We start from the raw sequence: 25,243 nt of genomic DNA on the forward strand, positions 1-25,243 counted from the left end.
GGTCTTGCCATCTCAGGGCCTTGTTTTTCGCCGGTTTGTCGCGTTTTCGGGCGGAAAGAAGGCGGTGGAGTCTCGGGCGGACAGTCTGCGCTTTCCGATTGGGTCTCCGCCGCCTCCAGCCTGAAACTCAGGCGCCGAGCGCTTCGATCAGGTCGCCCATGTTTCGGATGAAGACCGAGGTCGAGACGCCCTCGACCGGGAAGTCGGTCTGATAGGGGGAGGTGTCCCACAGATCGCCGACGCGGGTCATCTGGTACTCGCCGCCGGTGACTGCGGTAGGCGAGGGGCCCTTGTAGGGGTTGGAGGTCGTGGTCAGGGGCGTGGCCCAGTAGCCGCGCGCATTGAGGGCGGAGATCAGATCGGCCGCACGATTGGCGTGCGGCGCGGTCGGGCGGCGGGCGTCGCTGGACATGTCCCAGACGTCCACGTCCTGCAGGGTGAAATATTTCGGCAGGTTCAGCGAGCCGGGACGGGCCTTCAGGGGCGAGCCACGGGTGGCCTCCTCGACCGGCAGGGCCGACAGGCGGGCGTATTCGGCGCGCAGGGCCGGGGTGTCGACGTTGCGGAACGAGCCGTAGTGGACGATCAGATTGGTCGGATTGTCGTCGGCGTAATACTGGCCGTTGGCGATGTTGGATCCGCGCCGGTGGATGTAGATCGGGGTGTTGGCCCCTTCCAGGATGAAGGTCGGGTGGGTGCGGCCCGGCGTGTTCAGCGGCGGTTTGGTCGCCACCTGGTCCAGCCAGTCCATCGCCTCGGGCAGGCGCGCCAGATATTTGCGGTCGCCGGTCAGGCGGTAGAAGCCCAGCATCGACTTGATGTTGGTGCCGGTGGCGTGGGTGACGAAGGCCTGGGGCTCGATGGTGCGGGCGCCGGCGGGCTTCAGGCTGTCGGGGAAATGCTGCAGGCCCCAGGCCGGCTGCGGCTGCGGCTGCTGGGTCTTCACGAAAATGTCCATGCCGCGGTGGATGGCGTCCAGCACCTTGGCGTCGCCCCGGCCGTTCCGCGCCAGGCCGTGGTAGGCGTAGATCAGGAACTCCAGGTTCTCGCCGGCCACATCGTCGTTGAAGGTGATGTAGGGGGTGTAGTCCTCATGCCCGTGCAGGCCGCCGTTCTCGACGAAGGGATAGCGCTGCGGCCAGCCGCCGTTCGGATACTGGCTCTCCAGCACGAAGCTGATCGCCTTGTTCAGCGGCGCCAGATATTTGCGGTCCTTCTTCTCCAGATAGACGCGCAGCAGCAGCTGCGACGCCTCGGCCGTGCCGGCGTCGTCGAAGGTGGCGTTGCCGTAGTAGTGGTGGAATTCCTCCAGCCGCCAGGCGTTGGCGGCGACCGTGCCGTACCACTGTTTCAGCGACTCCTCGCCGGCGGTGTCGATGACATAGTTCCAGCCGCCCAGCGGGTGCTGGCCCTTGACCAGGGCGTCGGCGGCCTTCTTGGCGGCCTCGTAGTAATAGTCGTCGCCGGTGGCGTGATAGGCGTCCATGAACAGGTGGCCCACCGTCGCCGTGCCGGGGGGCTGGACCCAGATCATGGTCGGGCCGGCTTCCAGTTCGCCCCAGCGGCGCGAGAAGTCGGGCAGATACTGCCAGACATAACCGCCCTCGACAGCGGCCTCCTCGCTCATGAACCGGGCGGCGCGCTTCATCGCATCCAGGACGGCGGCGCGGTCGGGCGAGGTCATGCCTCCAGGGTTTTGGGCAAGGGCGGGGCCGGAGGCGGCGACGAAGGTGGCGGCGGCGCCGGCGGCCAGCAGGGCGCGGCGGTTCATGGACGTGACGGACATGGAAACTCCTGGGGTGACCTCTCTCGGACGGTTCTTGGCGACCGTTTCGAGGTTGTACTCAAGCATGAGTGACACCGGTTTCCTAGCCCTGATCGGGCAAAGAAAAAGGCCGCACGGATCGCTCCATGCGGCCTCCACAATGTCTGGATCAAACGCCTAGCGTCGGATGTCGAAACCGCCGTCGCCCATGGCCGCGCGCACCTCGTCGGCGGTGAACAGGTTGAAGTCGCCGGGCACCGAATGTTTCAGACCGGCGGCGGCCAGACCGAAGTCCAGCGCCTCCTGATCCGTCCATCCGCTCCATAGGCCGAACAGCACCCCCGAGGCGAAGGCGTCGCCGCCCCCGACCCGGTCAACCACGCCCGCCATGTGGATGGCCTCGGCGTTGGTCTCGATCACGCCGTCCCCATCACGCGTCAGCATGACGGCGGACAGGGCCTGGTCCGCGACGCTCTCCTGAACCCGCAGGGTGCAGGCGATGCGTTGCAGGCGAGGGAAGGCGGCGAAGGCGGCCTTGGCGGCTTCGCGGCGACGCACGGCGGGATCGGCGCTGTCGAACCGGGTCTTCAGCACCAGGGCGAAGTCGCGGTCGTCGGCGAAGGCGACCGTGGCGCCCGACAGCATCTTGCCCAGGGTGGTCGGCGGATCGCCGGCCCATTGCTCCCACAGCTTGCCGCGGAAATTGCCGTCATAGCTGACCTTCACCCCCTTGCGGACAGCCGCCTCGATGATCGCCACGGCGGCGGCCGAGCCGTTCGGACCCGTCGCCGGGGTCACGCCCGAGGCGTGCAGCCATTCGACGCCGTCCAGCAACTGGTCCCAGTCGAAGGCCGTGTCGACGTGGTCGACGAAGGCCGAGCCGGCGCGGTCGTAGAGGACTTCCGACGGCCGCCGCACGGCGCCGGGCGTCAGGAAATACAGGCCCATCCGGCCGGGCTTGAACACGACCGGGGACGTGTCGACCCCGTGCTTGCGCACCTCGTCGCGGACGCCCCGGCCCAGGGCGTTGTCGGCCAGGACCGTCGCCATGCTGGTCGGCGCGCCGAAACGGGCCAGGGACACGGCGACGTTCGCCTCGGCCCCCGCCGGACGGATGGTCAGGGCGGGGGACTGCATCAGCAGTTCGTTGTCGTTGGGCGAGAACCGCAGCAGCATCTCGCCGAAGCAAAGGATGCGTTTGGAGGAGGCGTTCTGAGACATGGAGGCTAACCGCAGCGGGATCGGATCGGCACTGTGCCTGAAAGCGATGCGATGGCGAACGCCTTCAATATTTCACCGTCATCCTCGCCCTCGTGGCGAGGATCCAGACTCCCGGTGTGTCCGCAGGTCGCCCTGACTTTGAAACCGGGAGTCTGGATCCTCGGGACAAGCCCGAGGATGACGGAAACGGGGTTGGGGTCAGCGCGCCTGCCAGCCGCCGTCGACCGGCAGGATGGCGCCTTGCACATAGTCCGAGGCCCGGCTGGCCAGGAAGACGGCCGCGCCGCCCAGATCCGACGGCTCGCCCCAGCGACCGGCCGGGATACGGCCCAGGATCTCGGCCGAACGCACCGGGTCCTCGCGCAGGGCCTGGGTGTTGGCCGTGGCGAAATAACCGGGGGCGATGGCGTTGGCGGTGATGCGGTGGGGCGCCCACTCGTTGGCCATCAGCTTGGTCAGGCCGGCGACGCCCGACTTGGACGCGGTGTAGGAAGGCACGCGGATGCCGCCCTGGAAGGACAGCATCGAGGCGATGTTGATGATCTTGCCGCCGTCGCCCTGTTTGATGAACAGGCGGGCGACCGCCTGGCTCATGAAGAAGACCGTCTTCAGGTTGATGTTCATCACCAGGTCCCAGTCGGCCTCGGTGAAGTCCACGGCGTCGGCGCGGCGGATCAGGCCGGCGTTGTTCACCAGGATGTCGATCCGTCCCATGGCGTCCAGGGCTTCCTGAACCACGCGCTCGACCGGCTCGATCGAGGTCAGGTCGGCGCTGATCGCGTGGGCGCGGCGGCCCAGGGCGGTGACCTTGGCGACAGTGTCGTCGGACTCCGACAGGGCGACCGAGACGATGTCGGCGCCGGCCTCGGCCAGGGCCAGGGCGATGCCTTGGCCCAGACCCGTGTTGCCGCCGGTGACCAGGGCGACCTTGCCGGTCAGGTCGAACGGATTGCTCATGAATTTCCTCCTGTTATCCTGATTACTTCAACTGGCAGACGTCGAGCTTGTGCATGTCGGTATAGTCGAGATTCTCGCCGCCCATGCCCCAGATGAAGGTGTAGTTCGAAGTGCCTGCGCCCATGTGGATCGACCACGGCGGGCAGATCACGGCCTCGCCGTCGGCGACGACGATGTGGCGCGCCTTGTCCGGCTCGCCCATGAAGTGGAAGGCGCGGTCGGTCTCGCTCAGGCCGAAATAGAGATAGGCCTCGGAGCGACGATCGTGGATGTGCGGCGGCATGGTGTTCCACACCGAGCCGGGCTTCAGCACGGTCACGCCCAGCAGCAGCTGGCAGGACTTCACCTTGGCCGGGACCACATACTGGTAGATGGTCCGTTCGTTGGACGTCTCCAGCGCGCCCATCTCCAGCGGCACGGCCTCGTCGATCGAGATCTTGGTCAGGACGTGGCGGGCGTGGGCCGGGGTGGCGACCAGATAGAATTTCGCCGGTTCGGCCGGGTTCTTCGAGGTGAAGCCGACCTCGGTCGAGCCCATAGGCACATAGAGGCCGTCGCGGAAGCCCAGGTCGATGGTCTCGCCGTCGACGGTGATCGAACCCGCGCCGCCGATATTGACCACGCCCAGCTCGCGGGCCTGCAGGAAGGCCGCGCCGGCCAGCGACGGCGGCTCGGACTGGGTCGGCAGGGTCAGGGCGGTTTCTGTCGGGGTGGCGCCGCCGATGATCATCCGCTCGTGGTGCGAATAGTTCAGGCTGATCCTGCCGGGAACGAACAGGCCCTCGATCAGGTAGCGGTCGCGCAGCTGCTGGTTCGTGGCGCCGTCCATCATGTCGGGATGGGTGGCCTGATAGACTTTGTCGTACATGGGGTCGTACATGCGGGTCTCCCTTCGAACTCGCGGGGCGAGCCACGGGGGACGGATCTTGTGTCCGTCCTTCGGTGGACTAGGTAACCGGTGTCATATTATGATGCAATGGATTAGACCATAATCGCCGACATCTGCTCGGCATCGCTCCGTCCCCGTCTTGAGGATTCCCCCATGAAGATCGCTCTCATCATCGAAAACAGCCAGGCCGCCAAAAGCGAGACGGTGCACGCCGCGCTGACCGCCGTCGCGGAACCCCTGGGCCATGAAGTCTTCCACTATGGAATGTATGCGGCCGAGGACAAGGCGTCGCTGACCTATGTGATGAACGGCGTCCTGACCGCCATCCTGCTGAACTCGGGCGCGGCCGATTTCGTCGTCACCGGCTGCGGCACGGGCATGGGCTCGATGCTGGCCTGCAACAGCATGCCGGGCGTCTTCTGCGGCCTGGTCATCGACCCGACCGACGCCTTCCTGTTCGGCCAGATCAATGACGGCAACGCCATCTCCATGCCCTACGCCAAGGGCTTCGGCTGGGCGGCGGAACTGAACCTGCAGGACGTCTATCGCAAGCTGTTCGAGGGCGAGCGCGGCCTGGGCTATCCGAAGGAACGCGCCGAGATCATGCGCAAGAACCGCGGCGTGCTCAGCGGCCTGAAGGCCGTCACCTGCCACGACATGCTGACCGTGCTGAAGACGATGGACCAGGACCTGCTGAAGGCGGCCATCGCCGGCGAGCGCTTCCAGGACTACTTCTTCGCCAACGCCACCGACGAAGGCATCCGCGACTATCTGAAGGGTGTTCTCAGCGCCAAGCCCGCGCTGGAAATGGCCTAAGCCTGGATCAGGGCCGGCGGGGACGACCCCGCCGGCCCTTTTCAACTTCGTCAGGCGGCTTGGTTCAGGCCGCGTCGATCGCGGACTTGCGCACGACCAGGGCCGGACGGACCTCGTCCTGCTGCAGCTTGGCGGGGTCGACGCCGCGCATCGGCGCCAGCAGCTTCTCCGCCGCCATCCGTCCCATGTCGCGAATCGGCAAGCGCACCGAGGTCAGGTTCGGCCAGACCCGAGCCGCCATCGGCAGATCGTCGAAACCGACCACGGACAGGTCGCGCGGAAGCTCCAGACCGCGTTCGCGGGCGGCCTGCATCACCCCGATGGCCATGTCGTCGTTCAGGGTGAAGATGGCGGTCGGCGGCGTCGCCAGCGACAGCAGGGCGTGCCCGGCCTCGACCCCCGATTCGAACGTATAGGCGCCCTTGAAGTCATAGGCGGGGTCCAGCGGAATGCCGCGCTCGGTCAGGGCGTCCAGGAAGCCCTGGCCCCGCACCGCCGACGACCGGAACAGGTCCGGACCGCGCACCAGGCCGATCCGCCTGTGGCCCAGATCCGCCAGATGGTTCGCCGCCTCGGCCGCCCCGACGCCGTCGTTGGTCACGACCATCGACTGGGGCTCGTCCAGCGCCACCGAGGCGATGCGGACATAGGGGCAGTCCAGATCCTGCAGCAGTTCGATGACCTTTTCGTCCTCGGACACCGACGGCGGCATGATGACGCCGAACAGCCGCTGGCGCTCGACGAAGCCCTTGATGTCTTCCAGCAGGGTAGGGGAGTTGCGGTTGCACGGGTGCACGACCAGCTCCAGGCCCGAGCCCTTCAGCGCATCCAGAACCCCCTGCTGCATGTTGACCACATAGGTCGGGCTGGGGTTGTCGTAGATCAGACCGACCAGGAAGGACCGGCGGAAGGCCAGGCCGCGCGCCTGAGGGTCCGGGGTGAAGCCCAGGGTCTTGATGACCGCATTGACCCGTTCGCGCGTGTCCTCACGCACGAAGGGCGACTGGTTGATCACCCGCGAGACGGTCTTCTTGGAGACTTTCGCCTCTCGGGCGACGTCGTTGATCGTAGCCCGCTTGGCCGGCTTGCCGGTGCGCGGATCGTCTTGAGCCAAGGCCGCAGCCTCCCATCCTGTCGAACGTCAGCCATAGCCGCGACTCGCGCTCGACGCCATGGGCGGCGTGAAAGCGCATTGACACCGGTTTCCTTCGTGGTTCTTATCGAAGCTTATTCACGAGGCGACTTCCCTTGATCTTCACCCTCTCTTCCGCGAGCCGCGCCCGATGAGCGCGACGCCCGTCACACCGTCCGGCGTCTCCGCCGAGGCGACGGCGATCGCGGAGCAATTCGTCGCCGCCCGCCTCGCCGCCCGCTGCACGCCCGACTATCCGGGCCGCATTCCCGAGAGCATGGCCGAATCCTACGCCATTCAGGACATCGCCATCGGCCTGTTCCCCGACGAGGTCGTGGGCTGGAAGGTCGGCGGCGTGCCGCCCGCTCTGCAGCCGAAACTGGGCGTCCATCGCCTGGCCGGCGCCATCTTCGCCCGCAACGTCTGGCCTGCGCCGGGCGACACGGTCGTGCCCCTGCCCGAGATCGAGGGCGGGTTCGCCGCCGTCGAATCGGAATTCATCGCCCGCATCGGCGCAGACGCCGATCCGGCCAAGACCGACTGGACCGTCGAGGAGGCCAAGGCCGCCGTCGACAAGGTCTTCATCGGCGTGGAGCTGGCCGGCAGTCCCCTGTCGGCCATCAACGACCTTGGCTCGGCTGTCGTGGCCTCGGACTTCGGCAACAACGGCGGCCTGATGGTCGGGCCGGAAGTCGAGAACTGGCGCGACGTGCTGGACGACATCCAGGTCGAGACCGTCATCAACGGCGCCAGCGTCGGCACGGGCGGCTCGCCCTCGCTTCAGGGCGGGGCGATGGAATCCGTCCGCTTTCTGCTGGAACACTGCGCCCGGTGGGGCCGTCCGCTGAAGGCGGGCACGCTTGTTTCGACCGGCGCGGTAACCGGTGTCCATCGGGTCCACGCGGGCGACGAGGCCGTGTGCATCTTCAAGGGTATTGCTGAACTCCATTGTTCGGTCGTTCGGGCCGAGATCAAGTAAGACATCATCGAGACGTCAACCCGGCCGCCGTTCAGGGACGGAATGAGCTGGGACGCGTCGAGGAAACATCAGGAACGGGTATTGTAATGACTGACGCTTCGAGCGCGGCGCCGATCGAGATCAAGGCGCCGTCACCGGGCAAATACCGGTGGGTGATCATGTGGCTGCTGTTCGCGGCCATGGTCATCAACTACGTCGACCGGCAGATGATCGGCTTCCTCAAGCCGACCCTGTCCGCCGAGTTCGGCTGGTCCGAGACCGACTATGCCGACATCGTCTTCTGGTTCCAGGCCTCCTACGCCGTGGCCTATCTGCTGTGGGGCCGGATCATGGACAAGGTCGGGGCCCGCTGGGGTCTCGGCGTCGCCTTCGGCATCTGGCAGATCGGCCATATCCTGCACGGCGCGGCCCGCGACCTGTCGCACTTCATGATGGCGCGGATGGTTCTGGGCGTCGGCGAGGCCGGCGGCTTCCCCGGCGGCATCAAGGCGGTCGCCGAGTGGTTCCCCAAGAAGGAACGCGCCCTGGCCACCGGTCTGTTCAACGCCGGCACCAATATCGGCGCCATCGTCACCCCGCTGATCGTGCCCGGCCTGGTCCTGGCCTTCGGCTGGGAGATGGCCTTCGTCATCACCGGCGCCCTGGGTCTGATCTGGCTGCCGATCTGGCTGCTGGTCTATCGTCGTCCGCGCGAGCAGAAGAACCTGTCGGCGACCGAACTGGCCTATATCGAGCAGGATCCGGCCGACGTCGTCGAAAAGGTCAAATGGACCAAACTGCTGGGCGTTCGCGAAACCTGGGCCTACGCCCTGGGCAAGTTTCTGATCGACCCGATCTGGTGGATGTTCCTGTTCTGGCTGCCCGACTTCCTGGGCAAGACCTACGGCCTGGACCTGAAGAGCTTCGGCCCGCCGCTGGTGGCCATCTATCTGTTGAGCGACGTGGGTTCTGTCGGCGGCGGCTGGCTGTCCTCGCGCTTCATGCATCGCGGCATGAGCGTCAACAACGCCCGCAAGATCACCATGCTGATCTGCGCCCTGTGCGCCGTGCCGGTGATGTTCGCCGCCGAAGCGTCGAACCTGTGGGTCGCGGTCGGCATCATCGGCCTGGCCACCGCAGCCCACCAGGGCTTCTCGGCCAACCTCTACGCCTTCCCCGGCGACGTCTTCCCGCGCTCGGCCGTGGGCTCGGTCGTCGGCATCGGCGGGATGCTGGGCGCCATCGGCGGCATGGCCATGGCCAAATACGCCGGCTACGTCCTGGAGCAGATCGGCACCTATACGCCCATCTTCATCGTCGCGGGCTCGGCCTATCTGATCGCCCTGCTGGTGGTCCACCTGCTGTCGCCGAAATACGCGCCGGCAAAGGTCTGACGAAACGAACGGCCGGACGAGCGATCGTCCGGCCGTTTCTCTTTGCAGGAGCGGGGACATGGCCTTCTCGAGACGCAGCGCCCTCTTGGGCGGACTTCTGGGCGGTGTCGGCCTGGCGGGCGCCTCCGCTCCGCCGGCGTCAGCCCAGACCCGCGACCGGATCGCCCCGGTCGGTCGTGAATGGGACACCCTGCGCTGGCGGCCGGGGGTCGAGGGCCAGCGGCGCGCCGATCTGGGCGACGGGACCTATCTGAACCCCGTCATGGCCGGTGACCATCCGGATCCGTCGATCCTGAAGGACGGCGACGTCTGGTACATGACCTTCTCGTCGTTCGAATCCGTGCCCGGCGCCGTGATCTGGCGCTCGACCGATCTGGTGAACTGGACGCCGGTGGTGGCGGCCCTGACGACCAATATCGGGTCCGTCTGGGCGCCCGAGCTGTGCAAGCACGACGGGCAGTATTTCATCTATCTGCCGGCCCGCACCGATACCTATCGCTCCAACTACGTCATCTGGGCCGACCGGATCGAAGGGCCGTGGAGCGAGCCCGTCGACCTGAAACTGCCGGAGCATATCGACCCCGGCCACATCGTCGGCGAGGACGGGAAACGCTATCTGTTCCTGAACGGCGGCGATCGGGTGCAATTGTCTGATGACGGCTTGTCCACGGTGGGCGAGGTGACCCACGTCTACGACCCCTGGCGCTATCCCGACGACTGGGTGGTCGAAGGTTTCGCGCCGGAGGGGCCGAAACTGCTGCGTCGCGGCGACTGGTTCTACATGATCACCGCCGTCGGCGGCACGGCCGGTCCGCCGACCGGCCACATGGTCATCACCGCCCGGTCAAGATCCATCCACGGTCCATGGGAGAACTGCCCGGCGAACCCTCTGGTCCGCACCGAAAACGCAGCCGAGAAATGGTGGTCGCGCGGTCACGCCACCCTGATCGAGGGACCGGGCGGCGGCTGGCACATGGTCTATCACGGCTATGAGAACGCCTACTGGACCCTGGGCCGTCAGACGCTGTTGGACCCGATCGAATGGACCGACGACGGCTGGTTCCGCGCCTTGGGCGGCGACCTGTCCCGCCCGCTGGCGATGCCCGCTCCGGCGACGGCGACTTCCGTTCATGGCATGGCTCTGTCGGACGATTTCTCGACCGACAAGTTCGGCGTCCAGTGGAGCTTCTACGATCCCGCGCCGGGCGAGCGCTCACGCCTGTCCCGCGCAGGCGGCGTCATGACCCTCGCCGCCAAGGGAACCGCGCCCAAGGACTGTTCGCCCCTGACCTTCGTTCAGGGCGAATTGGCCTATGAGTTCGAATGCGAGATCGAGGTGGATCCGGGCTGCACCGCCGGTCTGGTGCTTTTCTACGATCGCGCCCTCTACGCCGGCCTCGGTTTCGACGGCGAGAAGTTCGTCACCCATCAGTACGGGATCGAACGGGGTCGCCCCGCCAATCCGCACGGCCGACGGATGTGGCTGCGTCTGACCAATGACCGCCATATCGTCAGCTTCCACCACAGCGCGGACGGCAAGACCTGGCAGATCTTCCGAGACCGCCAGATGGAGGTCTCGGGCTATCACCATAATGTCCGTGGCGGCTTCATGATGCTGCGGCCGGGTCTCTATTCTGCAGGACGGGGCCAGGCCGTTTTCCGCGACTTCCGCTTCCGTACGCTGGGAACCGAATAGGTCATGACTATGGACCGCCGCACCTTGCTGGGCCTGGCGGGCGCCGTCGTCGCCTCTCCGGCCCTGGCGCAACAGACCCTGAGCCCGCGCCATCCGACACCGACCATCGCCCCACCCGATCCGACCGAGATCATCCGTCTGTGGCCGAACGGCGCGCCGGGCGGGGAGGGGGTCAGCGTCACCCCCGTCGTGCCCGAACGATCGACTGATCCGGCGTTCCACGACCGCTACGCCCAGTATACGACCGACCCGATCCTGACCGTCTTCCGGCCCGAGCGGCCGAACGGTTCGGCCCTGCTGCTGATCCCCGGCGGCGGCTATCGCTGGGCGGTGCTGGACAAGGAGGGCTATGACGTCGCCCGCGTCTTCGCCGAGACCGGGACCACCTGTTTCGTCCTGCGCTACCGCCTGCCGGCCGACGGCTGGGCCGCCGGGGCCGACGCCCCGCTGCAGGACGCCCAGCGCGCCCTGCGCCTGATCCGCAGCCGCGCCGCCGACTATGGGCTGAAGCCCGACCGGATCGGCGTCCTCGGCGCCTCGGCCGGGGGCCATCTGGCGGGACTGGCCAGCGCCCGGACCGATGCGACCTATGCTCCGGTCGACGCCGCCGACACGGTGTCGCTGCGCCCGGACCTGACGGTGCTCATGTATCCGGTCGCCACCATGGAAGATCCGCACGTCCACGCCGGATCGCGCACCCACCTGCTGGGCGAGACGCCGACGCCGGAACGGATCGCCGCCTATTCGCTGGAGCGGATGGACTGGAAGGACGCCGCGCCGGTGTTTCTGGTCCACGCCATGGACGACGCCTCGGTGCCGGTCGAGAACAGTCTGCAACTGCTGACCACCCTCAAGGCCGCCGCCGTCCCGGCCGAGGCGCATCTGTTCCAGGAAGGCGGCCACGGCTTCGGCGTCCGCCTGATCCAGGGCAGGCCGGCCCAGGTCTGGCCCGATCTGGTCCGCGCCTGGGCCGCCCGGCTGGACTTCCCGCTCTAGGTTCCCGGCTGGACGTAGGGGATGGCCGAGAAGAAGGCCCGCTCGTCGCCGCGCGGGTCGTCGGCCATGCGCGACTCGACGTCGAACAGCATCGTCTGGCGGCGCGCCAGCTCGTAGCGGTCCCAGCGCGGCAGGCCTGCATGGTTCGGGTCGCCGTCGCGGGCCAGGGCGAAGAAGGCCTTGCGCATCGCCTCCGACACGGTCTGGGCGCCCGGCCCGTTCACGCGGGATTCCGGAATGGCGACATTGTCGAAGACCAGGGCGATGTCGGCCGTGTGGAAGGCGCCCCTGCGTCCCGACGGCATGGTCCCCGGATAGTCGAGTTGATAGACCCAGGCCGGCGCCCCGGCCTTCGCCCGCTCCTCCGCCTCGATCACCGCGCCGCGCCAGGATCGGCCCGCCGTGGTGGCGGCGATCAGCACCTGATCCGGCGACCAGTCGGGATGCATCCGGCGGTATCCGGCGATCACCGCCTCCGGCGTGATGTCGATCCGCATCACCCCGGGCGTCAGCCGCGCGGGCAGGGTCTCCCAGCTCAGGCCGGCATTCTTCGGATCATTGCCCATGAAGCCCAGGGTCTCGTCCCGGGTATTGCCGATGATCATCGGAATCGACCGCCCCTGCGGCGCGGCGTCCGGATAGAAGGGATGGCGGGGCAGGGTGCGGAAATCCAGCACCGGCCCGAAATAGAGGCCGCCGAAGCCCAGGATCGGATCCTCGGTTCCTTGCGCCTCCAGCAGTCGCTCGACCGGCATCGTCGCCGCCTCGGCCGCCCGGTCCGGCGTCAGGCCCAGGGCCTTCAGCCAGGTCGTCGTCCGCGTCGTGGCGTTGATGGGGCCGGACGCCGTCACCTGCTGTCCGCTCATGGTCGCGGCGCGATGGAACAGGCCCTGCGCGGCCGGCGTCGCCATAAGGGTGGCGATCTTGGCCCCGCCGCCCGACTGTCCGAACAGCATGACCCGGTCCGGATCCCCGCCGAAGGCGGCGATATTGTCCCGCACCCACTGCAGGGCCTGGATCAGGTCCAGCTGTCCCACATTGCCTGAATCCTCGAAGCCCGGCGCCAACCGCGCCAGATAGGCGTAGCCGAAGACGTTCAGCCGGTGATTGACCGTCACCACCACCACATCGCCGTGCTCGGCCAGTCGCGCGCCGTCATAAAGCGGATGGCTGCCTGACCCGGTCGCATAGGCGCCGCCGTGGATATAGACCATGACCGGCCGCTTTCCGGCGTCGGCGCCCGGCGTCCAGACGTTCAGGAACAGGCAATCCTCGCTCTGATTCGCCTCGTCGCCGCGCTGGGGACTGGCGCCGCCGAAGGCGACCGCCCGGACCGGTTCGCGCCACGGCGTCGGCTTTTGCGGCGGCTGGAATCGTCTCGTCGCCGCGCCGTAACGCACGCCTTTGAAGACCCTGACCGCCTCACTGCGGATGCCGACGACGGGGCCTGCCGTGGTCAGCACCTGGGGATCGGTCGGCCCCGGTGCGGCGCGGGGCGAGGCGGGAAGGGCCGCGACCGCCAGCCCCGCCGCCAGGGCCGAACGTCGGCTCATCATGGCCCGTTCGGCTGTTTCTGTGTCCGCGTCCTGTCTCATCCGTCGTCCTTCCCTAAAAGCCGGCCTCTATCGGACCGGTCGTTTTGCACCTCTGCACAGCGGCTGGACGGCGCCGATGCGGAAACGGGAAAAACCCGTCCGCCACCTTCTTGCCACCGACCCGCAACTGTGCGTACAACTTCTATGACACCGGTAGCAGCGATCTGGCAAACCAGACCTGACACCGGTGTCGCCCGCCAGCAGCGGGCGGTGAAACGGGGGCGGATCGATCCCCGAGAGCCAGACCTGGGAGGAGATCGAAAATGAACCAACGCCATAAATTCGCGCGTCGCGCGCTGACGACCACCGTTTCGCTGGGCGCCCTGGCGCTCGCCGTCATGGCGCACGACGCCGCCGCGCAGACCGCCGAGCCGGATGCCGCTCAGGACGCCGCAGAGGTCGACGAGATCGTCGTCACCGGCTTCCGCGCCAGCCTGCAGAACGCCCTGAACATCAAGCGCCGCGAGGCCGGCGTCGTCGACGCCATCTCGGCCGAGGACATCGCCGACTTCCCCGACACCAATCTGGCGGAATCGATCCAGCGTATCCCCGGCGTCTCCATCGACCGCGACGCGGGCGAGGGGCGTTCGATCACCGTGCGCGGCCTGAGCTCGGAGTTCACCCGCACCCGCATCAACGGCATCGAGGCCCAGTCCTCGACCGGCGCGACCGACTCCTCGGGCGGCGTGAACCGTGGCCGCGGCTTCGACTTCAACGTCTTCGCTTCCGAACTCTTCAACAATATCACCGTCCGCAAGACCGCCTCCGCCGAGGTCGAGGAGGGTTCGCTGGGCGCGACGGTCGATCTCCGCACCAGCCGTCCGTTTGACAAGATGGGCTTCCAGGGCGCCCTGTCGGGCCAGTACGGCTATAACGACCTGTCGCAGGACTGGAGCCCGCGCTTCGCCGCCCTGGTGTCCAACACCTGGGCCGATGATCAGCTCGGCGCCCTGTTCTCCATCGCCTACAGCGAGCGCGACAGCCTGGAAGAAGGCTTCAGCTCGGTCCGCTGGGGGCCGGCTGGCCCGAACCCGGGCTTCCCGACGTCGAACGATGGCGGCTTCCAGAACGTCGGCGTGCTTCCGAACGCCAACCTCGTGTATCACCCTCGCATTCCCCGCTACGGCAGCCTGGAACATAGTCAGGAGCGTCTGGGCGCAACCCTGTCGCTGCAGGCCCGGCCGGGCAATGGGCCGACCCTGTTCACCATGGACATGCTGTATTCGAAGCTCGATTCGACCCGCAGCGAGAACTTCCTCCAGGCTTGGTCGCTCAGCCGCGGCGCCGATCAGGGTGGTAAACCCCAGGTCGACATCGTCGACTTCGAGATCGACCCCGACACGGGCGAGATGATCTACGCCCAGCTCGACGACATGGACATCCGCAGCGAGCAGCGGTTCGATGTCCTTGAGACCGAGTTCAAACAGATGACTTTCGGCGTCGAGCACGAGTTCTCGGATCGCCTGCGATTCAGCGGCCTGGTCGGCCGGGCGGAATCGAGCTTCGGCAACCCCGTGCAGGTCAGCGCGATCATCGATCGCCAGAACGTCGACGGCTATTCCTATGATTTCCGCGAGAATCGAAACCTGCCCGCCATCAACTGGGGCTTCGACGTCACGGACCCCGCCCAGTGGACGATCGTCGGCCCGGCAGGCGCACAGCCGCGTTCGGAACTGCGCTCCAGCTCCAACTTCCAGGAAAATATCTATACGACGGGTGAGGCGAGCTTCGAGTTCGAGCTCAACGACTGGCTGACGCTGAAGGCCGGTGTGAGTCGCAAGGAGTTCGAATCGAACAGCCGCAACTTCGCCCGCCTGACGAACGGGGCGCCCGCCCTGCCGGCCGGCGTCAGCATGGCGGACGTGACCAATCTGCTGGAAGGCTTCGGGCGCAACCTCGATCTGCCGGCCGGGTCGGCGACCGCCTGGGTTCGGCCCGATCTGGCCGCGCTGGCGGATGTTTGGGATTACAACTGCAACTGCGACACGGGCGTCCCCGGGGGGGATTTCCGCCTGATCGGTCTGAATGGAAACTCCACGACCTACGGCAACTGGCGCGAAGTGACGGAGAAGGACACCGGCGGCTACGTTCAGGCGGACTGGGACACCGAGGTCAGGGGTGTGGCTTTCCGCGGCAACATCGGTGTGCGCCAGGTGAAAACGGAAGTCGAAGCCCTGGGCTATTCCAATGTCGGCGGGGTCGCGACGCCTGTTCTCGGCAAGAACGAGTACGAAGACACTCTGCCGTCGCTGAACCTGTCGATCGAGCCTTACGAAAATCTGATCGTTCGTTTCGCTGCAGCCAAGGTGATGTCCCGTCCGCCGGTGACGAACCTGCCGCCGGTGTTCACGCTTAGCGCCGCCAACGCCGCGACCAACACGGCCTCTCTGGGCAATGTCGAGCTCGATCCGTACCGGGCCAAGACCTATGACCTGTCCATCGAGTATTATTTCGCGCCCGAGGCCCTGCTGTCCTTCGCCTACTTCTACAAGGACATCTCGACCTATGTGCAGACCACGGCGGAGCCGGTGCTCTACAGCGACCTGACGGCGCTCAATCCCATCGCCTTCCCTGCGGGAGCGCGCCCGGCGGGCGCCACCTTCCAGTTCAGCACGCCGACCAACACCCCCGGCGGCCCGCTGAAGGGCTTCGAGATCAGCTATCAGCAGACCTTCAGCTTCCTGCCGGGGCCGCTCGCGAACCTTGGCACGCAGCTCAACTACACCCACGTTGAATCGGAGATCGACTACTGCGTCACCGCCACCTGCGCAGCCTTTGTCACGGCTGATCTGGTCAACCTGTCGCCGGAGGCCTGGAACGCGACGCTGTATTACGATGACGGCAAGATCAACGCCCGGGTCTCAGCTGCCTATCGCGACGCCTATTTCCAGAACGTCCCGGGATCGAACGGCGCGCTGGGTCTGATCCCGTATCAGGGCAAGTCGGAATCGACCACCATCGACGCCTCGGCCTCCTACAATCTGACGGACAGCCTCAGCTTCTCCATCGAGGGGCTGAACCTGACGGACGAGGAGAACCGCCAGAACCACGGCGACATCGGCGGGTCACGCGACAGCACCTATGTCTATCACCACACGGGCCGCCAACTGTACGTCGGCGCTCGCTACAAGTTCTGATCGAGACAGGGCGCCGGGTTCAGGCCCGGCGTCCAACTGACAAGACCGGGGCGGGTTCATGCGCAGGCATGGCCCGCCCTTTTCTTTTGTCTCAGGCGGGCGGGGAGACGAGGGGAGGGCCTGACGCCACACGGCCGGCCCCATGTCCGAGAAGCAGCCAAAGAAAAACCCCCGGCCTCGCGAGGAGACCGGGGGCTGTTCGTTTCGCTTCGAGAAGGCGTCAGACCTTGGCGGCGCGGGTCTTGTCCGAGGAACTGCGAGCCAGTTCACGGTTCAGCCACAGGGCGACCAGGGTGCAGACCGCGCCCGACAGCAGATAGGCGCCGGCGGCGACCAGACCGAACTGGCTGGAGATCCACAGGGCGGCCAGAGGCGCGAAACCGGCGCCGAACAGCCAGGCCAGGTCGGAAGTCAGGGCCGAGGACGTGTAGCGGTTGGCCAGGGAGAAGGTCGAGGCGACCGGGCCGGAGGCCTGACCGAACGACAGACCCAGCAGGATGAAGCCCGAGATCATGAAGACCAGTTCGCCGGTCGCGCCGCCGTTCAGCAGCTGCGGCGCGAAGCCCGAGAAGGCCGCGATGCCGGCGGCCGTGACCGCCAGCAGGGTGCGACGGCCGTAGCGGTCGGCCAGGACGCCCGAGGCCAGGATGGCCAGCAGGCCGAACACGGCGCCGACCATTTCGATCAGCAGGAAGCGGACCGGCGTCTCCTGGGTGAACAGGAAGACCCACGACAACGGGAAGACGGTGACCATGTGGAACATGGCGAAGCTGGCCAGGGGGGCGAAGGCGCCGATGGCGATCTTGGGGCCTTCCGCCGCGATGGCGGTGTGGACCGGCGTCGGCTGCAGTTCGCGGGTCTCGAACAACTGCTGGAAGGCCGGGGTCACGACGATGCGCAGACGGGCGAACAGGGCCACGACATTGATGGCGAAGGCCACGAAGAAGGGATAGCGCCAGCCCCAGTCCAGGAAGTCGGCGGCCGACAGGGTGTTCAGGAAGAAGGCGAACAGGGCCGAGGCGACGATCAGGCCGATCGGCGCGCCCAGTTGCGGGATCATGGCGTACCAGCCGCGACGATTCTCCGGCGCGTTCAGCGCCAGCAGCGAGGCCATGCCGTCCCAGGCGCCGCCCAGGGCCACGCCCTGACCGATGCGGAACACGGCCAGCAGCACGGCGGCGGCGACGCCGATCGTCTCATAGCCGGGCAGGAAGGCCACGGCGACCGTCGAGGTGCCCAGCAGGAACAGGGCGATGGTCAGCTTGGCGCCGCGCCCGAACTTCTGGTCGATGGCGATGAACAGGGCCGTGCCCAGCGGGCGGGCCAGGAAGGCCAGGGCGAAGATCGCGAACGACAGCAGGGTGCCGCCGATCGGGCCCGCGAAGGGGAAGATCAACTGCGGGAACACGACCACGGAGGCGATGGCGTAGACGAAGAAGTCGAAGAACTCCGACGTCCGGCCGATGATCACGCCGATGGCGATCTCGCCCGCGTCCACCTTTCCGTGGTGGCCTCCATGGGCGTGGAGGGCGGCGGCGTCGCGTTCCAGCGACTCTGACGAAGGGGTCGTCGAGGCGGACATGGGCTGGGATCGCTCCGTGCAATTAGAGAATTTGGGCGTACGGCGGTAATGCCGCATTATGACCGCGCGCCCTTTGCGATGAAAGTCGCGACAAGAGGATAGGACAGATTGTCCAATGTCGTTTCCGGACGAAGCTGATTATCGCCGCCAATTCGAACGCCAACCGTCGCGACTCCTCCCCGTTGTCCGACGCTTCCCGATTGGAGCCGCCTTGCGCCGTCTGCGCCTACTTCTGCTCGTGCCCATGGTGGCGCTGCTGTCGGCCTGCAACCTGGTCGTCCTGAAACCCGCCGGCGATGTCGCCCAGCAGCAGGGCGACCTGCTGATGATCTCCACCCTGCTGATGCTGATCATCATCGTGCCCGTGATGGCGTTGACGGTCTTCTTCGCCTGGAAGTACCGCGCCTCCAACAAGGACGCCGAATATCAGCCCGACTGGGACCACTCGACCCATCTGGAAGTGGTGATCTGGGCTGCGCCGCTGCTGATCATCATCTGCCTGGGCGCCCTGACCTGGGCCGGCACCCACCTGCTGGACCCCTATCGTCCGATCGACCGGATCAAGCCGGGGCAGGCCGTGGCCGAGGACGTGCAGCCGCTTCAGGTCAATGTCGTCGCGCTCGACTGGAAATGGCTGTTCATCTATCCGGAATACGGCGTCGCCACGGTCAACGAACTGGCCGCGCCGGTCGATCGTCCGATCCGGTTCCACATCACCTCGTCCTCGGTGATGAACTCCTTCTACATCCCCGCCCTGGCCGGCCAGATCTACGCCATGCCGGGCATGGAGACGAAGCTGCACGCCGTCATCAATCGCCCCGGCGAATACGAGGGCTTCTCGGCCAACTATTCGGGCGACGGCTTCTCGCACATGCGTTTCGCCTTCCACGGTCTGGACCAGGCCGGGTTCGACACCTGGATCGCCGGGGTTCGCCAGGGCGCGCAGACGCTGGATCGCGACCGCTATCTCGAGCTTGAGAAGCCCAGCGAGAAGGTGCCGGCCATGAGGTTCTCGAGCGTCGACGGCGGCCTGTGGGACGCCATCCTCAACATGTGCGTCGAGCCGGGCAAGATGTGCATGGGCGAGATGATGGAGATCGACCGCAAGGGCGGCATGACCATGGCCTCGGCGCGCAACACCATGCCGCTGATCTATGACAAGTACGCCGGTCGCGGGAAGAACGCCGCCATCTTCGGTTCCGACGACAGCTACGTCATGACCATCTGCACGCCGCTTCAGGCCGAGGCCGCCGCCGCCGACCGCATCCGTCGCGCCGAGCTGGACGCGGTCAGCGCCCCGGTCAGCCTGGCCCCCCTGTCGGGTCTCGGCCTGCCGCAGGGCACGCCGATGGCCTCGCTTTCCAATATTCAACAGTCGACGGGGGCGGTTTCGACCGACGTCCGTTCCGCCCCCAACGCCTGAGCGAACATAGTCGATGAACGCTGACACACTCATTCCACTCATCTTCGGGCGGCTGACGCTCGAAGCTCTGCCCTTGCACGAGCCCATCCTGGTCGTGACCATGATCGTGGTCGCGCTGGGCGGCGTCGCCCTCGTGGGCGCCCTGACCTATTTCAAGCTCTGGCCCTACCTCTGGAAGGAATGGTTCACGAGCGTGGACCACAAGAAGATCGGGATCATGTACATGATCCTGGGTCTGATCATGTTCTGCCGCGGCTTCGCCGACGCGCTCATGATGCGCCTGCAGCAGGCCATGGCCTTCGGCGGGTCGGAGGGCTATCTGAACGCCCACCACTATGACCAGGTCTTCACCGCCCACGGCGTGATCATGATCTTCTTCGTGGCCATGCCCATGGTGACGGGGATCATGAACTATGTCGTGCCGCTGCAGATCGGCGCGCGCGACGTCTCGTTCCCGTTCCTGAACAACTTCAGCTTCTGGATGACCACGGCCGGCGCCATCATCATCATGGCCTCGCTGTTCGTGGGCGAGTTCGCCCGCACCGGCTGGCTGGCCTATCCGCCGCTGTCCGGCATCGGCTACAGCCCGGGCGTCGGGGTCGACTATTATATCTGGGGCCTGCAGATCGCGGGCGTCGGCACCACCCTGTCCGGGATCAATCTGATCGCGACCATCGTGAAGATGCGCGCGCCGGGCCTGGGCATGATGAAGATGCCGGTCTTCACCTGGACCTCGCTGTGCACCAACGTGCTGATCGTGGCGTCCTTCCCGGTCCTGACCGCCGTTCTGGCCCTGCTGACGCTGGACCGTTACGTCGGCACCAACTTCTTCACGAACGACTTCGGCGGCAACCCGATGATGTACGTGAACCTGATCTGGATCTGGGGTCACCCCGAGGTCTACATCCTGATCCTGCCGCTGTTCGGCGTCTATTCCGAAATCGCCTCGACCTTCTCGGGCAAGAAGCTGTTCGGCTATACCTCCATGGTCTACGCCACGGTCGTCATCACGATCCTGTCGTACCTGGTGTGGCTGCACCACTTCTTCACCATGGGCTCGGGCGCCTCGGTGAACTCCTTCTTCGGCATCACCACGATGATCATCTCGATCCCGACAGGGGCCAAGATCTTCAACTGGCTGTTCACCATGTACCGTGGCCGCATCCGCTTCGAACTGCCGATGATGTGGCTGGTCGCCTTCATGCTGACCTTCACCATCGGGGGCATGACGGGCGTGCTGCTGGCCGTGCCGCCGGCGGACTTCGTCCTGCACAACTCGCTGTTCCTGATCGCCCACTTCCACAATGTGATCATCGGCGGCGTGCTGTTCGGCCTGTTCGCGGCCATCAACTTCTGGTGGCCCAAGGCCTTCGGCTTCAAGCTGGACAAGTTCTGGGGTCTGGTCAGCTTCTGGTGCTGGGTGCCGGGCTTCTGGCTGGCCTTCACGCCGCTGTACGTCCTGGGCCTGATGGGCGTGACGCGCCGGATGCGGGTGTTCGACGATCCGTCGCTGCAGATCTGGTTCATCATCGCCGCCGTCGGGGTCTTCGTCATCGCCCTGGGCATCCTGGCCATGTTCATCCAGTTCGCTGTCTCGATCATCAATCGCGACAAGCTGCGTGACGTCACGGGCGACCCGTGGGGCGGCCGCACCCTGGAATGGGCGACCTCGTCGCCGCCGCCGGACTACAATTTCGCCATGACGCCGGTCGTCCACGACGCCGACGCCTGGTGGGACATGAAGAAGAAGAGCTACCAGCGTCCGCTGTCCGGCTACCGCGCCATCCACATGCCCAGCAACACGGGCACGGGCGTGATCATCTCGGGCCTGTGCCTGGTGATGGGCCTGTCGCTGATCTGGTACATCTGGTGGCTGGCCGCCCTCAGCTTCGTCGCGGTGCTGGCGGTCTCGATCGCCCACACCTTCAACTACAAGCGCGACTACTACATCCCCGAGGAAGTGGTCCGCGAAACCGAAGAGGCGCGTACGCGCGCCCTGGCCGGAACGGAGGCCTGATCCATGAGCGCGCACGCGACTGAGATCGACCCGAACGTCTTCCATCTGGAAGAGGAGCCCCACCACCCGGAGGGTTCCAGCACCGCCCTGGGCTTCTGGCTCTATCTGATGAGCGACTGCCTCATCTTCGCGATGCTGTTCGCCGTGTTCGGCGTCCTGGGCGGCAACTACGCCGCCGGGCCGGGGCCCAAGGAGCTGTTCGACCTGGAGCTGGTGGCGGTCAACACCGCCATGCTGCTGTTCTCGTCGATCACCTACGGCTTCGCCATGCTGGCCATGGCCCGGAACAACAAGTCCCAGACCCTGATCTGGCTGGCGATCACCGGCCTGTTCGGCCTGGCCTTCCTGGGCATCGAACTCTACGAGTTCGCCCACCTGATCCACGAGGGCGCCACGCCGCAGCGCAGCGCCTTCCTGTCGGCCTTCTTCACCCTGGTCGGCACCCACGGCCTGCACGTCACCTTCGGCATCATCTGGCTGGTGACGCTGATGGTTCAGGTCGGCATGAAGGGCCTGATCCCGGCCAACAAGCGCCGGCTGATGTGCCTGTCGATGTTCTGGCACTTCCTCGACGTCATCTGGATCGGCGTCTTCACCTTCGTCTATCTGCTGGGGATGGTGCGATGAGCGCTGACAACCACTCGCACGACGCGCACGGCGCCGATCATCACGACGCCCACGACGATCACGATCACGGGTCGTTCAAGACCTATATGATCGGCTTCGTCCTGTCGGTGATCCTGACGGCGATCCCGTTCGCCCTGGTCATGACCGGCGCCCTGCCGGCCCAGGCCACGGCCCTGATCGTCATGGCCTTGGCCGTGGTGCAGATCGTGGTCCACATGATCTACTTCCTGCACATGAACTCGAAGTCCGAGGGCGGCTGGACCATGCTGGCCCTGATCTTCACGATCGTCATCGTGGTCATCTGCCTGGCCGGTTCCCTGTGGGTCATGTACCACCTGAACACCAACATGATGCCCGCCCACGACATGAGCCAGATGGGCTCGTAAGCGCCCGGCTCGGGAGACCGCCATCAAGGCCCAGGGCCATATTTCGCCGCGTCCGTCGCCGACCCTGATCTGGGCCGGCCTCGGCGCGGCGTTGCTGTTCATGGGCTTCGTCGCCCTGGGCGGATGGCAGGTTCAGCGCCTGGCCTGGAAGACCGATCTGATCGCCCAGGTCGAGGCGCGCGTCCACGCCGCGCCACAGCCGGCGCCGGGCCCCTCGGCCTGGCCGGCGGTGTCTCGGGAGACGGATCAGTATCGCCGTGTCACGGTGCGCGGCGTTTTCCGCAATGATCGCGAGACCCTGGTCCAGGCGGTCACGGACTATGGACCCGGTTTCTGGGTCATGACGCCGCTGACGACCGACGCGGGCTTCACCGTGCTCATCAATCGCGGCTTCGTCTCGCCTGAGCGCAAGGCGCCCCGGGATCGCTCGGCGGGGCAGTTGGAAGGCGAACAGACCGTCACCGGTCTGCTGCGCATCTCCGAGCCCAAGGGCGGCTTCCTGCGCAGCAATGACGCCGGGAAGGGCCGCTGGTATTCGCGTGACGTGCCGGCCATCGCGGCGGCGACGGGCGTCTCCGACATCGCGCCCTATTTCATCGACGCCGACGCCACGGCCAATCCCGACGGTTGGCCCAAGGGCGGGCTGACGATCATCAAATTCCCCAACAGCCACCTGGTCTACGCCCTGACCTGGTTCGGCATGGCCCTGCTGACCCTGGTCGGCTACGCCATCGTGGCGCGCGAGGCGCGCCGCCGGAGCGCCGCAGCCCGGTCCCGGCCATGACCTCGGCCCTGCAGCGGCTTCTCGGGTTCGGCGACTGGCGCGAGACCTATCTTTCGCAGGAGGCCGCCAACCGGCGGAACCTGCGGCTGCTGGTGCAACTGCGCTGGCTGGCGGTGGCGGGGCAGGTCGCGACGATCCTGATCGTGCATTTCGCCATGGGCATCCGGCTGCCGGTCCTGTGGCTTCTGTTCGCCCCGGCCAGCCTGGCCTTGGTCAATCTGATCAGCCTGCCCCTGACCCAGAGACGGGACGCGATTTCCGACCAGGAACTGATGCTGGCCCTGCTGGCGGATGTCGCCGCCCTGACCTGGCAGCTGTTCCTGACCGGCGGGGCGGGCAATCCGTTCGTCGCCCTGTATCTGCTGCAGGTGGTGCTGGGGGCGGTGCTGCTGGCGCCGGCCTACGCCTGGTCGCTGATCGGGATCACCAGCCTCTGTTTCGCCGGCCTGGGCGTGTTCAATCGCCCGCTGGACCTGCCGCCGGATCGCGAGGGGGCCCTGCTGGGCCTCTATATGCAGGGCAGCCTGATCTGTTTCCTGCTGATGGCCGTGCTGCTGGTGCTGTTTATCACGCGGATCAGCGACAATCTGCGCGCCCGTGACGCCTATGTCGCGGATGTGCGTCAGCAGGCGACCGAACAGGATCATATCGTCCGCATGGGCCTGCTGGCCTCCGGCGCCGCGCATGAACTGGGCACGCCCCTGGCCTCCCTGTCGGTGATCCTCAGCGACTGGCGCCGGATGCCCGCCCTGACCCGCGACGGCGATCTCATCCAGGACATGGAGGTGATGCAGGCCGAGGTGGAGCGCTGCAAGGCCATCGTCACCGGCATATTGATGTCGGCCGGCGAGGCGAGGGGACAGGCCCCGTCGCGCACGACCCTGGTCCGTTTTCTGGCCGAGGTGGTCGACGGCTGGACCGCCCGCGACACCCGCGTCCGGGTCGAGGTGACCTCCTGGACCGGCCCTGATCCGCGCATCATCGCCGACCCGGCCCTGCGTCAGGTGTTCGGCGTCCTGTTCGACAACGCCGTCGAGGCCGGCGCCCGCCGCATCGTGGTGTCGCCCACCGTCAGCAACGGCCAGCTGGAAGTCGTCGTGCGCGACAATGGTCCCGGCTTTCCGGCGACCATACTGGAGCGGCTGGGCAAGCCCTATAATTCGACCAAGGACCGCCCCGGCGCCGGCCTGGGCCTGTTCCTGCTGGTCAATGTGATCCGTTCGCTGGGCGGCGCGGTCGAGGCGTCCAATCCCCCCGCCGGCGGCGGCGAGGTGCGGCTCAGCCTGCCGATCGACGTCCTGGCGCCCGAGGAGAGTTCCGATGACCGATGAAACCCCCGTCCTGCTGATCGTCGAGGACGACGAATCCTTCTCGCGCACCCTGCGCAAGTCGTTCGAGCGTCGCGGCTATGTGGTGGTCAGCGCCGACGGGCCGGACCAGATGGCCGAGGTGCTGAGGGTGCACCGGCCGGGCTTCGCCGTGGTCGATCTGAAGCTGGGCGGCGCCTCGGGCCTGGCCTGCGTCTCGACCCTGCATGGCTTCGATCCGGATATGAACATCGTGGTTCTGACCGGCTTCGCCAGCATCGCCACGGCGGTCGAGGCGATCAAGCTGGGCGCCCGCCACTACCTGGCCAAGCCCGCCAGCACCGACGATATCGAGGCCGCCTTCGGCAAGGCGTCGGGCGACGCCGCCACGCCGCTGACGACCCGCCCGACCTCGATCAAGACCCTGGAATGGGAACGGATTCACGAGACCCTGGTCGAGACCGATTTCAACATCTCGGAGGCCGCGCGGCGGCTGGGCATGCATCGCCGGACCCTGGCGCGGAAGCTGGAGAAACGGCGCGTCACCTGACGCGTCTCGCT

The 25,243-nt window shown here is 66.6% G+C and carries 20 protein-coding genes; 13 read left to right on the forward strand and 7 right to left on the reverse strand.

Going from position 1 to position 25,243, the window contains the following annotated elements; translation table 11 throughout:
• Window positions 1-127: 127 nt before the first annotated feature.
• The 4 genes from ACIQ1T_RS12175 to kduI all read right to left on the reverse strand — a co-directional run bounded on the left by ACIQ1T_RS12175 (window position 128) and on the right by kduI (window position 4,811).
• The gene (locus ACIQ1T_RS12175; protein WP_395944817.1) at window positions 128-1,786 is read right to left on the reverse strand and encodes a pectate lyase; all 1,659 of its coding nucleotides are present in this window, start codon (window positions 1,784-1,786) and stop codon (window positions 128-130) included.
• Between the two features lie 156 nt (window positions 1,787-1,942).
• The gene (locus ACIQ1T_RS12180; protein WP_395944818.1) at window positions 1,943-2,986 is read right to left on the reverse strand and encodes a PfkB family carbohydrate kinase; all 1,044 of its coding nucleotides are present in this window, start codon (window positions 2,984-2,986) and stop codon (window positions 1,943-1,945) included.
• Between the two features lie 198 nt (window positions 2,987-3,184).
• A complete protein-coding gene (gene kduD / locus ACIQ1T_RS12185; RefSeq protein ID WP_395944819.1) occupies window positions 3,185-3,943 on the reverse strand; it encodes a 2-dehydro-3-deoxy-D-gluconate 5-dehydrogenase KduD in 759 nt (252 codons plus the stop codon).
• A 22-nt stretch (window positions 3,944-3,965) separates the two neighbouring features.
• Window positions 3,966-4,811, reverse strand: a complete 846-nt coding sequence (gene kduI / locus ACIQ1T_RS12190; protein WP_395944843.1) for a 5-dehydro-4-deoxy-D-glucuronate isomerase — start codon at window positions 4,809-4,811, stop codon at window positions 3,966-3,968.
• Window positions 4,812-4,985: 174 nt separating this feature from the next.
• On the opposite strand from kduI, the gene ACIQ1T_RS12195 reads away from it, so the two are divergent.
• Window positions 4,986-5,648 carry an RpiB/LacA/LacB family sugar-phosphate isomerase gene (locus ACIQ1T_RS12195; RefSeq protein ID WP_395944820.1) on the forward strand — a complete coding sequence of 221 codons (663 nt, stop codon included), beginning with the start codon at window positions 4,986-4,988 and terminating at the stop codon, window positions 5,646-5,648.
• Between the two features lie 64 nt (window positions 5,649-5,712).
• On the opposite strand, the gene ACIQ1T_RS12200 is transcribed toward ACIQ1T_RS12195, so the two are convergent.
• Window positions 5,713-6,762: a LacI family DNA-binding transcriptional regulator gene (locus ACIQ1T_RS12200; protein WP_395944821.1), complete on the reverse strand. Its 1,050-nt coding sequence runs from the start codon at window positions 6,760-6,762 to the stop codon at window positions 5,713-5,715.
• A gap of 169 nt (window positions 6,763-6,931) precedes the next feature.
• Here ACIQ1T_RS12200 and ACIQ1T_RS12205 point away from each other — a divergent pair, with 169 nt between their 5' ends.
• The 4 genes from ACIQ1T_RS12205 (at window position 6,932) to ACIQ1T_RS12220 (ending at window position 11,824) form a co-directional block, all read left to right on the forward strand.
• A complete protein-coding gene (locus tag ACIQ1T_RS12205; protein WP_395944822.1) occupies window positions 6,932-7,759 on the forward strand; it encodes a 2-keto-4-pentenoate hydratase in 828 nt (275 codons plus the stop codon).
• An 86-nt stretch (window positions 7,760-7,845) separates the two neighbouring features.
• Complete coding sequence (locus ACIQ1T_RS12210) at window positions 7,846-9,132, forward strand: MFS transporter (protein ID WP_395944823.1); 1,287 nt, start codon at window positions 7,846-7,848, stop codon at window positions 9,130-9,132.
• Window positions 9,133-9,190: 58 nt separating this feature from the next.
• On the forward strand, window positions 9,191-10,828 hold the full coding sequence (locus ACIQ1T_RS12215) for a family 43 glycosylhydrolase (protein WP_395944824.1): 1,638 nt from the start codon (window positions 9,191-9,193) through the stop codon (window positions 10,826-10,828).
• A 3-nt stretch (window positions 10,829-10,831) separates the two neighbouring features.
• The gene (locus ACIQ1T_RS12220; protein ID WP_395944825.1) at window positions 10,832-11,824 is read left to right on the forward strand and encodes an alpha/beta hydrolase; all 993 of its coding nucleotides are present in this window, start codon (window positions 10,832-10,834) and stop codon (window positions 11,822-11,824) included.
• On the opposite strand, the gene ACIQ1T_RS12225 is transcribed toward ACIQ1T_RS12220, so the two are convergent.
• A complete protein-coding gene (locus ACIQ1T_RS12225; protein WP_395944826.1) occupies window positions 11,821-13,419 on the reverse strand; it encodes a carboxylesterase/lipase family protein in 1,599 nt (532 codons plus the stop codon). The two genes, ACIQ1T_RS12220 and ACIQ1T_RS12225, sit on opposite strands and share 4 nt — an antisense overlap.
• Before the next feature lie 263 nt (window positions 13,420-13,682).
• Between ACIQ1T_RS12225 and ACIQ1T_RS12230 the strand changes: the two genes are divergently transcribed.
• Window positions 13,683-16,556 (forward strand): TonB-dependent receptor, encoded by a 2,874-nt coding sequence (locus tag ACIQ1T_RS12230; protein ID WP_395944827.1) that lies wholly within the window; start codon window positions 13,683-13,685, stop codon window positions 16,554-16,556.
• A gap of 220 nt (window positions 16,557-16,776) precedes the next feature.
• Here the strand turns inward: ACIQ1T_RS12230 and ACIQ1T_RS12235 are convergent, their stop codons facing one another.
• Complete coding sequence (locus ACIQ1T_RS12235) at window positions 16,777-18,138, reverse strand: MFS transporter (protein ID WP_395944828.1); 1,362 nt, start codon at window positions 18,136-18,138, stop codon at window positions 16,777-16,779.
• 211 nt (window positions 18,139-18,349) lie between these two features.
• On the opposite strand from ACIQ1T_RS12235, the gene cyoA reads away from it, so the two are divergent.
• The 7 genes from cyoA to ACIQ1T_RS12270 all read left to right on the forward strand — a co-directional run bounded on the left by cyoA (window position 18,350) and on the right by ACIQ1T_RS12270 (window position 25,232).
• Window positions 18,350-19,561: a ubiquinol oxidase subunit II gene (gene cyoA / locus ACIQ1T_RS12240; RefSeq protein WP_395944829.1), complete on the forward strand. Its 1,212-nt coding sequence runs from the start codon at window positions 18,350-18,352 to the stop codon at window positions 19,559-19,561.
• A 13-nt stretch (window positions 19,562-19,574) separates the two neighbouring features.
• Entirely contained in the window at window positions 19,575-21,578 is a 2,004-nt protein-coding gene (gene cyoB / locus ACIQ1T_RS12245; RefSeq protein ID WP_395944830.1) for a cytochrome o ubiquinol oxidase subunit I, read from the forward strand.
• A gap of 3 nt (window positions 21,579-21,581) precedes the next feature.
• Complete coding sequence (cyoC, locus tag ACIQ1T_RS12250) at window positions 21,582-22,205, forward strand: cytochrome o ubiquinol oxidase subunit III (RefSeq protein ID WP_395944831.1); 624 nt, start codon at window positions 21,582-21,584, stop codon at window positions 22,203-22,205.
• On the forward strand, window positions 22,202-22,591 hold the full coding sequence (gene cyoD / locus ACIQ1T_RS12255) for a cytochrome o ubiquinol oxidase subunit IV (RefSeq protein ID WP_395944832.1): 390 nt from the start codon (window positions 22,202-22,204) through the stop codon (window positions 22,589-22,591). The genes cyoC and cyoD overlap by 4 nt, the downstream gene beginning before the upstream one ends.
• Before the next feature lie 100 nt (window positions 22,592-22,691).
• A complete protein-coding gene (locus tag ACIQ1T_RS12260; protein ID WP_395944833.1) occupies window positions 22,692-23,375 on the forward strand; it encodes an SURF1 family protein in 684 nt (227 codons plus the stop codon).
• On the forward strand, window positions 23,372-24,706 hold the full coding sequence (locus ACIQ1T_RS12265; protein WP_395944834.1) for an ATP-binding protein: 1,335 nt from the start codon (window positions 23,372-23,374) through the stop codon (window positions 24,704-24,706). Before ACIQ1T_RS12260 ends, ACIQ1T_RS12265 begins: the two co-directional genes overlap by 4 nt.
• The gene (locus ACIQ1T_RS12270; RefSeq protein ID WP_395944835.1) at window positions 24,696-25,232 is read left to right on the forward strand and encodes a response regulator transcription factor; all 537 of its coding nucleotides are present in this window, start codon (window positions 24,696-24,698) and stop codon (window positions 25,230-25,232) included. Before ACIQ1T_RS12265 ends, ACIQ1T_RS12270 begins: the two co-directional genes overlap by 11 nt.
• Window positions 25,233-25,243: the final 11 nt, after the last annotated feature.

This window comes from Brevundimonas sp. (genome assembly GCF_044336875.1).
In the GTDB taxonomy this organism is placed as follows: Bacteria; Pseudomonadota; Alphaproteobacteria; order Caulobacterales; family Caulobacteraceae; genus Brevundimonas.